This is a genomic window from Methanoregula sp. (genome assembly GCA_026625165.1).
Lineage (GTDB): Archaea > Halobacteriota > Methanomicrobia > Methanomicrobiales > Methanospirillaceae > MVRE01.
This window is the reverse complement of the sequence record CP112999.1, coordinates 799,364-811,850: the sequence shown is the minus strand read 5'-3', so window position 1 is coordinate 811,850 and position 12,487 is coordinate 799,364. Positions and strand designations below refer to the sequence as shown.

Sequence of the window (12,487 nt, the reverse complement as noted above, 5' to 3'; positions counted from 1 at the left end):
GGGAGTCCTCACAGGAGCATGAGAGTGCTGAAACTAATCCGGCCATATTTTGAGCCCGGATTGCCAAAAACACCGGATCCGGATCCAAACATGACCGGCCTGTTTTGGGGGTTTCTGGACATAGTTCCCCGGATTATTGCTATAATCGCTTCTTTTGCACTGAATATGGTGTTTGTGCGGTTTAAAAACGGCCTGTTTAAACCTGTTTGGACAGAGGATCTAACGACCGGTCGACCTAGGATACAGGTTTGGAAAAGAACCCCTGTTTTGAGAATGCCCGGATCAGGGCTTGGCAGTGATCGGGATATGAGGTGTCTGACAACCCGGGTCATACAGCTGCAAAAAGCATGGGAGACAGCAGTACTTTTCCGGACGGCAGTCTCCGACGGTAGAATGGATCCTGGCCTGTCCTTTTCACAGGGTCCGGACTACGGTACCGGCACAGTTTTGCCAAAAACCGACACGGTTATTTTTCGAAATGCCCAAAATGACCTCTGTTTGGCTTGAATCGGCACCCGGCGGGTTCCAAAAAATCATCAAATAGCACTAATTACGGGCACGATCTCAGGGGGGATCGGGGTGTGGTATGCCGGAAGAAAAAGAAGGCCTGTTTTGGGAACCAGACTGGTGAAATCTCACTTCGGATACCGATGTGAAAATGGGCGAGAAGCTGGGAATAAAAAGGGGGTGCAGGTCTCTGATAACTTATCAGACTATAATCAGATTTGGCTGAAGACAAAGTGAAAGAGGAAGATATTTCGTGGCAGTCCACAACTCAAACATATGGTGGAGTTAGACAACTTTTTCTTCAAAATAAATTCCTGGTCCTTCACAAAACACCGGGTCTGGAACCGGTGCCAGCGCCAGTACTATTTTGAATACATCGCCCCGTATGTCAAATCCGCACCAGTCGTAAATCCTGAAAAAATCCGGTGGCTCAAGAACTTCACTTCCAAATTTGTTGTCCAGGGCCAGCTCATTCACGATATCATCGACAAGCAGATCCAACTCCATTGCGAGAACAAGCCGATGGACCTGGCAGAAGCAATGAATGCGTTTTCGAAAAAAGTCTCGCTTTACAAAAATGTGGGTGGCGAGACATTTACTGAATACCATAACGGAGAGAAAATTACTGATTCATTTTTTGCTGCCATCGATGAGAACGGAAAAGTGTGCCTGAAAATTTTCTTTGAAAAATGGCCGGGCTACAATAGCCGGGAATGCCTGCGGCACGAGGAGTTCGATCATTTCAGCATCGGGGATATCGGGGTAACGGTCAAAGTGGATTTTGTCGGGAAACAGCCGGACGGCACTCTCGTCCTCACCGACTGGAAGACCGGCAGGGACGATGACGAATACGAGACGGAACTCCAGATGGCGGCGTATGTGCTGTGGGCAAAGGAGTATTACAAGATGAGTTCCGATGAGATCGGGACCGAACTCGTATTCCTGAAGACCGGCATAACGAAGCCCTATGCCTTCTTCGATGAACAGTTACGCGGGGTTCAGGAGATGATCCCCCGGGAATTTGCGGCGATGAACGCGAGTTATGAGTACGGGGATTTTCCGGCGAGGCCTTCGCAACGCGAGTGTTTGAGCTGCCGGTTTGCGGAGGTTTGTCCGGAGTCGGCGGTCGTAAGTATGTGAAAGAGCACTATTTACCTTGGCCTATATGGAGGATCCCCCTGTCGCCATCTGTGAAGAAGCCTTTCTGAGCCTAAGGAAACCGGGCCCGTTTCAGGCTCCGATTGCTCCTGACGGAGGACTAACCGACACTGTTTCACCCAAAATCGACACTATTCTTTCTCGAAATCCGCAGTTCAGCCCCCGATTGGCTGGAATCGGTATATAGCGTGCCCGGAAAAAGCAGTATTTAGCACAGTTACAAGCCACGATCCCGGGTAGGGTCGGGCTGTAACCTGTGAAACATGGAAAAACCCCTGTTTTGAGCATAAGATCAGGGGGAGTCTCCGACGGACATCGACGTAAATTTCATGGCAGGTTGTTGTCGGACAATCCCGGCAAATCAGCTGCAGGAAGCATAGGAGTCGAGATACTTCTTATTAGGATACTCTCCGACGGTAGCCCCTGCTCACTCACCTGCCGGTGGGACAGGTTTTTTCCAATCAGGTTGCACAAAACAGCGAATTCCGGTACATGGTTTTTGGAATACGCTTAAATTGCCATCCGTTTACCTTATTTCGGCTGAAAATGGCCTCTAAAAAGATCGCTTTTAGACGCTTTTGGACAGGCGATCTCCTGCCGGATCGGACTGTAGCCTGTAAAAACGGAAAGAAGACTTGTTTTGGGGGTAAGATCAATATTTTACTTCGACAGGTACCGACGTAAATTCAGCAAATGCAGAGGAGAAGTATCACGGAATTGAGTGGGTTATTAATTCCGGGCAGTTGGACAATATTTTCCAAATTTCCGGAATCTTTTTCCTGTACAATCTTCTCATGAAACTTTCCGGAAAAAGGAATACATCTACCCCCCGTGCTCCTAAATATCCACCGGGTTTCCTTACGCTGTTGCAAACTTCAACTGAAGTATTTTTTAAATTTTTTATACATGATTTTAATACGAAAAATAACAATATGGAATCATGTGGGACGGAAAAAAATTTCAAAACGAGACGCTGCTCTTCTCGCCGGCCTGATCGCTGCAATCATTGCCATAATTGTCTTTATTTTTTCGTTAATAGGTAAACTGATAAGCGCGTTACTGTCAAGAAATAAAAAATCGGATGAATCAGTCACGCAGAAATCCCATTATCTATCCTCTGAATCTGGACAACTTACCTATTCGTCACTTTCTGATGCTTCTTCCAACTCGAACACTTTGATTTCTTCCAGAGATTTTCCAATAATCCCATGCATATCTCCCACAATGCGAACGGTGTTGAGGACGACACCCTGAATTTGCTTTTCTCGTTTTGCCCAGATTTTTTCCATCGCCCGTTTTTCTTTTGTTAAATCATCCTGCATCGCTTTGATGCTCTCGGCAATACTTATCACTTTTTGCTGGAATTCCGGACTGTTTACGTAGTTATTCAATAATTCCATTTTTTCATTTCTTCCAGTTGAAACAATCCTTTCCCGAGCTACCTCAATTAAGGCAACCCTTAGAGCGGTTGCCAATCCGGGCATTGAAGAATGATCGGTAACCCAGACTCCATCTATTTGGCCAGAACATTCCATCTCTTTAGGAAAAACCGTGGAATACAAAACTGCTGTATTTGCTTTTGCATCATTCTGATCGGATTTCAATTTAGTAATCCAATCTTTATGCCACGCCTTGGCCCGTTTAGTCTCCCAAATGATCGAACCGCAATACGTACCGGAATGGAAAATTTTTTGGAGGATGTCTGCACCTCTCGCGCCTTTCGCGATTGGTTTAATAACATCTGAGGGAAACAGGTCCCGAAGTAAATCTTCAAGTTCTAGTTCCAGAACTTCGCCTTGGAGTTGTTGCGATCCTTGGGCGATTTTTCTTTGTAATTCGTCAACGGTAGAAGACAAGCTTTGGATCTTGCTTTCTCGCTCTGCCAACTGTAATCGGAATTGTTCCTGAAAGTTTTTTATTGCGTCATTCTGAATCGTATTTCGCTCTTCATCAATCCGTTTTAAAATTTCTAGCTCGATCGCTTTTTTACGGTCGTCAAGTTTTCTTTCTTTTTGTCTGAATTCCAATTCTTTCTTAAGGGCAGCGTTAATTTTTTCATCTTTCTCTGAAACCTGCTGTCGTAAATCATCTAATTCAAGTTGAAACTTCTGAATAGATTCCTCTTTTATTCGAGTTTGGCTTTCATCGACTCGTTTCAAAATTTCAAGATCGATCTCTTTTTCCTTGGCTTCAAGTTCCCGGGCTCTTTGCCGAAGTTCTAATTCATTCTTATGCGCAGCTTGTAATTTTTCATCTTTCTCTGAAATCTGTTGCCGTAAATCGTCCAAGTCGATCTTTACTTTTAATTCGGCCATTTCTTTGGCTTCATTCGCAATTTTTTCTTTTTCTTCAATCAGATCTTTTTCCGTTTTTTCCTTGATTTCTTTGAGTTCAGATTCGAATTCTTTTTTCAGATCTTCCCGAATTTGTGATGTTATGGCTTCGGTCAAAGGGATCTTTGTCCGGCATTTGGGGCAGATAATCACTTCAGATTTCATTGGAATTCCCCTAATGATAAAAGTGTATTGAATATTTCTCGTACAAAAATTTATTCAATCTGCATTTCACAATTATTGAGATTCATACTGCTCCATCAGTACTGAGAAAGATTCCTGAGGCCGATCGTCCTATTTACCCATCCAACCAAACATCCGGAAATATGACCGATATCTCAGTGTTCGTGAATTCCCGGGCAAAATGTTCTTGTTGAACCGGGGCAGGCAGGGAAGACCTTGATAACGCGAAGAAGTTTGAATGGGAAATGGTCGATAAACGCTGTACGGATTCGCCAGACTTAATCCCGTTGAATTAACCGGATTTAGACTTACGAAACCTCGGCCCGGAAAAATCCCCGGTCTCTATGAAGAAAAAGTACCCGGAGATTTCCGCTTTCTTCATGATTTGCCGGGCAGCCTCACAGTATATTGCCATCGATACCTCGTACTCCTTCGCCACAGAAGCATACTCATCTGGTAAAACCGGCTCCGACTTATAATCGATCACAATCCAAGATCCCTCAGAGAGTTCACATAACCGGTCAATTTTCCCCGTTACCCACTTCCCATCAACGGTAACCTCAAACGGCAGCTCGCAGAACTCCCGCTTCACCCGCTTCATCAGATCGGACGAACGGAACTTTGCAACAATATCCTCGCACTGCCGGACATGCTTTTCCGAATATTCGCCATATTCTTTCAGCACAGTTGCGGCATCCCGGCCCCGAAGTACTTCGTGGATGATGGTTCCCTTTAATGTCCCGTTAACGTTCGGCAGGTACTTCGCTACGACCGGCCGGTGATCCGGAACCGGAACACCGGCAATCTTCTCCAGCTCGGATACGGTGTACACCCGGTGAGAATCCGGTTCTGGTATATATTCTATCCGGACGCGCCCTCCGGTCATGCCGGCACAATCGGCGGGAACTGTAATCAGCGACGGTTTCGCTTCAACTGTCTCCGCAGGAATCGCCGCCGGGTCTGTTATGATTTTGAGATGAACAGGCCGGAACCCTTCGCCAGGATCGAGTGTAATCCCGCCGGCCGTGATTGCGTCGGGTGTGATGTTGAACGCCGAGCAGATCCATTCAATCCGGGTCCGGGCAAAGGCCAGTGATGCCTGCGGCTCTTCCGGTAAAACCCCGCTCATGATGAGGTGGTCCCGGGCCCGGGTCAGGGCGACATACAACAACCGTTTTTTCTCCGCCCGTTCCTTCTGCCGCTGGATCTCGCGCAGCGCGGTGAGGACCGGCGATTCGGCAGGGGCATACCCGTCGTCAGGGTCAGGAACCTTAACCCCGACCAGCCGGGGGTCGTCGCCGATCATGATGTTCTCCGGCCGGTCCCGGAACGAAACGCCCATGTCCGGGACAACGATGATCGGGAACTCAAGGCCTTTTGCCGCGTGGACGGTCATGATGTTGACGGCGTGCTCCGATAACGCATCGAGCGGCGCCTCGCCCTCGCGCTCTTCGTCCTCCATCGCGATCCGGAGGTCGGCCGTGAAATCAGAAAGACCGTAGAGCCCCTCCTCTTCCCGCTGCCGGGCGATCGCGACCAGCTTCTCGATGTTGGCAAGGATCTGCGCACCCTGCGGCAGCGCCCCGTACACCGCGTACACGCCGGATTCTGATAGGATCTTCCGGATCAGTACGACAAGCCCGGTCCGGCCTGCGTACTCCTGCCATGAAGAGAGAAGGCGCAATGCCCGTCCGGCAGACGCACTCCTTCCGGCAGAGCGCCGGAGTTTTTCAATAAACGAAGCACCGGGCTCACGCGACAGGAAGTAGAGTTCGGCATCCGACATCCCGAAGTACGGCGAGCGCAGCACACCGAACAAACACACATCGTTATGCTCATTCTCTAAAAACGCGAGCAGGTTGTAAAGATCGTAGATCTCCTGCCGTCCATAAAAGCCCGTCCCGCCATGGACATAGTACGGGATGTTGAACCGGGTCAGCGCGGCAAGGTACTGCGGAAGGTTCGTCCGCTGTTCAAGGAGGAGCGCGATATCCCCGTACCGTGCCGCTCGTTTCATGAACGTGTGATCGGCCTGCTCCTCGTACACCCCGATCCGCGATGAGACAAGGGACTGGATCCGCCGGGCCACAATCTCCGCCTCGTTCCGTTTCGTTTCAGAACTGGTCTCTCCCGAACGTGGCAGCAGCAGTTCGATCGTCCCGTGGTGTTCCGCCCGTCCCGGGGAAGTCAGGATCCGCTCGTACGGAAACTCCCACGGTTTTTCAGTTGACGAAAAGAGCGATCTGAAAAGGATGTTGGCAAACCCGATCACCTCGCCCGTGCTCCGGAAGCTGGTGTCGAGATCTACTGTCTTTCCCATGCAGGAGCGTTCGATGATCTCCTGAGCCGCCTTGAACCGGGTCACGTCCGCATCCCGGAACAGGTAGATGGACTGCTTGGGATCGCCAACGATGAAGAGACAGTCCGTGGTGGGCTGCAGGTCGCCGACAAGCGCGAGCACGACATCGAACTGTGTCGGGTCGGTGTCCTGGAATTCATCGACAAGGATGTACCGGTACCGCCGGGCAAAGTGCGTTGCGACGATATCGGAATGCTGCGTGAAAAGTTCCCGTGCATACAGGATCAGGTCGGAAAAATCAAGCCCGCCGTGCGTTGATTTCTTAGCGCCAACAATCTCAAGATAGCGCGGGAATACAAAGGAGAGATTGTGAAGCAGTTGCAGGGAACCGGTGATCAGCGGATCGGCAGGATCAACGGTTAAGCGGAAGAGCGGTTCTTTCTGTTCAAGAACCTGAACAAGGCTCCTGCGGGCTCTTCTGAATTGGTCGAGATCGTTTCCTCTCCAGACCTTTTTATTCCCCACGTTGCCAGGCCGGTTAGAAAGAATTTCAGTGGCAGCACTGCAGAATGCCGATGCGTCGGAGAACCGGGATAACTCATCAAGGGAAGACCGGATCCCGGAAAGGTACTGTACAGCCTTGTCATTCACTCCCTCGTACGCTGCGGCAAAATTTCGGAGCGTGCTGACATCCGATGAAAACTGCGGATCAGTTGCAAGGGATCTAAGTTCGGCGTCCCGGAACCGGTGCACATCCTCCTGCCAGAAAGCAAGTACTCCTGATTCATCCTCTTTAAGCGCTTTGAAAAACCGGAGGTACTGGTCCCGCTTCCCGTACATCGAAAAGAGCATTTTGCGGAGCGTGTACTGGTCGGTGCAGGAGAGCACCTGCACGGTTGCCCTGTTGACCGGCTCCGGCTGGGCCCGGTGGATCAGTTCCTCGTACGACCGGCTGTGAATGCGAGCCATCAGGTCCTCGTCCAGCACTGCAAACCCGGGATCGAGGCCGGTCTCCAGCGGGAACTCCCGCAGGATCTGCGCACAGAATGAATGGAATGTCTGGACCGGCGCGACCATAAAGTCGTCTGCCGCCTTCTCCCAGAGAGGCCCGGACCGTCGCGAGATCTCTTTTCTGATCCGCTCTTTCATCTCCGCTGCCGCTTTGTCCGTAAAGGTCAGGGCAAGGATTTCCGGAACACCCACACCCCGGGTCTCGATGAGGTTGACATACTTCTGCACGAGCACGTAGGTCTTGCCGGTACCGGCCCCGGCAGTCACGACCATGCTCCGGTCATGTTCCGTTATCGCCTCGTTCTGCCGCCCGGTTGCCGGCATGATCAGGCCTCCTCCCCGGTAAAGAACATGCGGAATGGATCGAACCGGCAGATGGTTGAAAACTCGCAGTACTGGTTCGGGCACTTCTCTTCAACAGGAAGCGGAAAACTTCCGCTCCGGATCCTGCGGATATACCCCGATGCCTGCCGGTGCGATCTGAGGAGAAGTTCACGGAAATCTTTTGTAACCCGTGGACGGGATGAGATGATGAAGTCCCGTGCCGGCTCATCGAGCAGCACGAATTTGTTGTCAACCTCCCTCCGGATCCGGTAATACCCTGCAGCAACCCCGGTCTTTCCCGAGATCTTCTCGAAGGCAAGGAGATACAGGGGAAGCTGCAGGGCTGTGCCGGCCTCGATATCTTTTGTACTGGCAAGCTGTGAACCGGTCTTGTAATCGGAGATCGAAAAGAACCCGTCTGGCGTAAGATCGATCCGGTCGATCCTCCCTTTGATCCGGATGGATTCTGATCCCGCATCCCCGGTAAGTTCGACAGGCTTCGGTACCGATTCAGGATCATCAGAGTCGTGGGATTTCATGCCGAATGCCAGTTCAAAAAATGCCGGCACAAGCGGTGAGCCTTCTTCGGCAGCCTCCTTCTCAAGGAACAGCCGGAAGATCCCGGGGCCGGTCGTACTACTCCCGAGCATCTGTACGCAGGTCGCTTCCCAGAGCGGGCTCTGGAATGATTGCTTCATGAGTTCTTCTGATGCAATCTCCATCATGAGCGTGGTTGCATCTGACAATTCAGAAGGAATCACCCTCCTTTTTCCCATGGCCTTCCAGCGCCGGTAAAATGTTGTAAGGACATTGTGGACCGCAATACCGCGATCGCTTGCAGAGAGGTTTGGTTCGACTTCAGGAAGTGCGGATAGCCCGGTGATCCGCATCAGGTAAAACCGGAACGGACACTCTGCGTACGTTTCAAGTGTGGTCGCGGAGTAGACATGTTCCGGACCGTACCGCTTTGAAAGCTCCGCGCAGATCCCTTCATCGCCCGACAGCACGCCGTCAAAGGGAGAATCTGGAATACCCCTGCGGTAATAGCCTTCCATGTTAATGCGTCCGGCAAGATCATCGATCTCCACATCAACGGGAAGATGATCGAGCGAGGCGCAGGTAATATCCCCTGCGATCATAGCCCCCGCACGGATCGCTTCCTCCTTTCCGGAATGGACAAAATCCTCTGTTCCCACATCCCAGGGAACGGCAGTTGTCCTCGCCTTCACCACTTCGAGAAATGCTGATGTCAGGAGCGGTTGTTCCCCGTCAGAGAGCGGGGCGCTTAAGTAAACGGATGAACCGCCAAGGAGCGCCGAAACAAAATAATACCGGCCCTCACGCAGGATCTCTTCCAGCGTGCGCGTTCCCAGCCGGGTGTTCTCAAGCGTGTTGGTGAACGGGATGCGGGTGGTGAGCCGGGGCATCTCCCCTTCCGTCAGGCCTGCAAGGAAGAGATACGTGAAATGTTCATGCACACATTCCCTCACCCCTAAAAGGGCGACCCCTTCCTGATTCCGGGTAAGGGGGATCTCCGAGTCTTTTGCGAGGATTGTGAGGATCTGCTGGAATTCACGAGAGTCTATCTTCTCACCAGCCAGAAAACCTGCGGTGGCACCAAGACTTCGGAGACACTCATAAAATTTGTCCAGCGCTGCTCCCTCTTCCCGGCTAATCGTTTCATCCTGTCCCGGTGAAGCAGGCGGTTCATCCAGTCCCCATCCCGAGAGCAGGTCAAGGTAAACCTCCGTATGTTCCTGCAGTGTTTTTGTACCCTCAAGACGGGCAAGATCCTCTAACAGGGGTCTGATCCGTGTGTGTACCCGCTCAACAGATTCTGGGGAAAACGGCGCAATATCACCGGCATCCGCACTGGCTGACAGCCTCGTATGGAGACGATCCAGTCGTTCGAACCAGTCCTGCTGCCCCTGTTCGATCTGGGCATAACGGGAGACAAGGTCGAGTTCGCCGGGATCCGTATCCTGCGGGGTACCGGGGACAGGAGATCTTTTCCGGTACCTGAAGTAGGGACTGCCAACCAGCCGCACGACGTCTTCGCGGGAATACTGGCCGGCGACAACCCCGCTGATACTGATAAGAAATGAGACGATGGGGACAAGGGAGATTCGTTTTTTTGTCGTGGTGTTCCACGGAATGTCAAAATCTGAGAAAATTTCCCCGATGAGTGTGACTGCTTCGCGGGCTTCGGGAAACGTGACCGCAATTTCCTTAAACGGTACGTTTCTCTCATGGAGCCGGCGGATCTCTTCAGCAACAGCAGCGACTTCCCTGTACCGTGTGGGAAATGTTCCGGTCCGGATCCTCTCACCGGTATCGATCCTGTCATTCCTGCGAAAAATTCCCGTCAGCGGGTTTTGTTGTCCCGATTCTGGGATCATCTCTGTGCCTTCAGTCCCCAGCCAGCGCATGACGCCCCGTACCTGGTCCGGGTCGACATTACCGGGAATTGCATAGGTGAATTCAGTTGAATGGTCGCGGATGGCACGAAGAAGATCCTGATCAAGGGGTAGCGGCTCATAAAGACCATAGACGAAAACCTTCCCGAATGTATTCTCATCGGAAGATTTGATTTGCCCGATCACCCATTCAAGAATCGTGTCGGAATCCACAAGACCCAAAAGGGTAAGGTGTTCCCGGTATGCGGCGGTGATTAACCCGATCTGCCGGCTCTTCTCGCTCTGGAGATCGGAAAGACATGAAGGATACGCGATCTTTCTCCGGATGACGACATTGATAAATTCCTGGAAACTCTCCCGGGTGCCTGATGAGGGGGAACTGCCGGTAAAAAAGAGAGGGGCTTGCGCTTTTTTTTCGTTGAGGATCCGGAGAAGGAGCAGATTCGATTCGGCCGGGGAGATGAAACGCGTACTCGTACGATGCTCCTCAAAATACGTCCTGCAGAGGTCATCAGGAGTGCAGATCCGGGATGTGACTAGCGGGATATTCTGATCCCGGATCTTCTGAACTGCCTCACGTACGAGTCGCCGCGTGGGCAGAACAAGCCATGAAGTGAACGCGTCGGCAGCAGACGCAGCGATAAACTGTCCAACAAATAAATCAACCCCGTTCTCAGGAGTACCCGCGTATATTATCGTACGGGGGGCTGGTTTCCGGGCCGGGGGTGCTGACATACTAGGTGATTAACCTTTCAGATGAAAAAACAGGATTATTCAAAGAACTTATTCAGCGTGATCTTCTCGATTTTGTCTTTTGTAACCGCCGTCATATCGATCTCGCGGGCTTCGGCCTCCTTTTCCAATACTTTTACTGACTTCACAAGCCCGGGCAAAGGAGTCATTTTATTCCGCTGTTCGGATGGAGGATTCATTATTTCCGACTTTTCTATTTCATCCAGTTTTTCTTGGATGTTTTGAGGCAAACTAGAATCGCAATTTTCTAACAATTCAATAAATAATTTCGAGAAGAACGTATCGATCTGGATCTTCCGTTTGGATGCATGTACAAATTTACCAATAACCTGACAGATATTTTCCCTATCCTCCGGACTTAGTTGTTCCGCGAAAGTATATTCCTCGATTTTTTTCAAAGCGAGAATTATCGGTTCCATGCTGTCATAGGTTATAACGTAAACCCTGACTTCTCCTATCCTGTAAACCACTTCAGGAAGGGATGTGATGGCATTTGTGGGGACTACTAAAAAGACTTCTCGCTTAATATCATCGCCCTTGACGTATTTTTTAATATTTTGTGCTTGGCTCTTGATGTATGATGGGAAATTTTCAAGATTTTCAGAGTCCTTCGGACTCTTGGCATCAAAAATTACATACTGGTTGCAGATGACAACAGAGTTATCAGGTTTTCCTGAATATGGGAACTTTTCTTTATCGCAATATTCGATGTTATGCTGACGGCAGATGTTCCGAAGGGTAGATTCCACCATTTCTTCATGATTCAGCCATGTTTTTTCCATGTCTTCATACATACGGTGTATTTCCTCTTCTCGCTCCTGATTGATGCGCTGAATGTTATCTTCGAGTTGCTTTTGGAAGGAATTGAGTCCAGCAATTCTCTGTTCATGATCCCGCAGGCGCCCCTCCTCTCTCTGTACGTGTTGGCTAATTGTCTCCCGAGCTTCTAAGTATTGCGTATTCAGTAGATCCCATTTGGCAAGGTTTGCCGCAAGTTCTGCCTTAAGCTGTAGAATTGATTTTTCTGAATTGGCCTGTGTCTCAGCAAGTGTGGCCGACAGCGTTGCCCGCTCCCGCTCTTTATCAGAGATCCGCTCGTTAATCACCTTGATCTGCGCCCGTTCTGCCGCAAGCTCCTGCTGCAGCACCCCAACCTGCGCCCGCACGGTCTCAAGGTCGCGGCCAAGGGTCCGGTTTTGTTCGGCCGCTGCCCGGCTCTCTTCTGCGAGATCCTTTACAGAACCGTTAAGCTGCTGGTACTCGCTATAAGCATCATGGCTTGCCGAGACAAACGACCGCCAGAAAAAGAGCCGTTCAAAAAAGCCGATATTTTTTATCCGTTCAAAAAACCTGCGCAGATTTTCAAATGAGGGAGCGTCCATGAAGGTTACACCCTGCTGCACAATGCAACAGTCTCTACACGAATGATGAGTTTTGTGAGGATAAATGTTATTAGAATACGGTATGCCCCCAAAAAATGATCACTCCCGTACCAGGCCAAC

The 12,487-nt window shown here is 50.5% G+C and carries 6 protein-coding genes; 2 read left to right on the top strand and 4 right to left on the bottom strand.

The features are described 5' to 3' along the window. The first annotated feature begins 18 nt into the window (after nucleotides 1-18). Entirely contained in the window at nucleotides 19-507 is a 489-nt protein-coding gene (locus tag OS112_04315) for a hypothetical protein (protein ID WAC05859.1), read from the top strand. A gap of 276 nt (nucleotides 508-783) precedes the next feature. Beyond that, nucleotides 784-1,647 carry a PD-(D/E)XK nuclease family protein gene (locus OS112_04310; protein WAC05858.1) on the top strand — a complete coding sequence of 288 codons (864 nt, stop codon included), beginning with the start codon at nucleotides 784-786 and terminating at the stop codon, nucleotides 1,645-1,647. Nucleotides 1,648-2,801: 1,154 nt separating this feature from the next. Here the strand turns inward: OS112_04310 and OS112_04305 are convergent. The 4 genes from OS112_04305 to OS112_04290 form a co-directional block, all read right to left on the bottom strand. Then, nucleotides 2,802-4,163 (bottom strand): DUF2130 domain-containing protein, encoded by a 1,362-nt coding sequence (locus OS112_04305; protein WAC05857.1) that lies wholly within the window; start codon nucleotides 4,161-4,163, stop codon nucleotides 2,802-2,804. A gap of 310 nt (nucleotides 4,164-4,473) precedes the next feature. Further along, complete coding sequence (locus OS112_04300; GenBank protein WAC05856.1) at nucleotides 4,474-7,815, bottom strand: UvrD-helicase domain-containing protein; 3,342 nt, start codon at nucleotides 7,813-7,815, stop codon at nucleotides 4,474-4,476. A gap of 2 nt (nucleotides 7,816-7,817) precedes the next feature. Continuing rightward, a complete protein-coding gene (locus OS112_04295; GenBank protein WAC05855.1) occupies nucleotides 7,818-10,967 on the bottom strand; it encodes a PD-(D/E)XK nuclease family protein in 3,150 nt (1,049 codons plus the stop codon). 35 nt (nucleotides 10,968-11,002) lie between these two features. Beyond that, the gene (locus OS112_04290; protein WAC05854.1) at nucleotides 11,003-12,367 is read right to left on the bottom strand and encodes a hypothetical protein; all 1,365 of its coding nucleotides are present in this window, start codon (nucleotides 12,365-12,367) and stop codon (nucleotides 11,003-11,005) included. Between the last annotated feature and the right edge of the window lie 120 nt (nucleotides 12,368-12,487).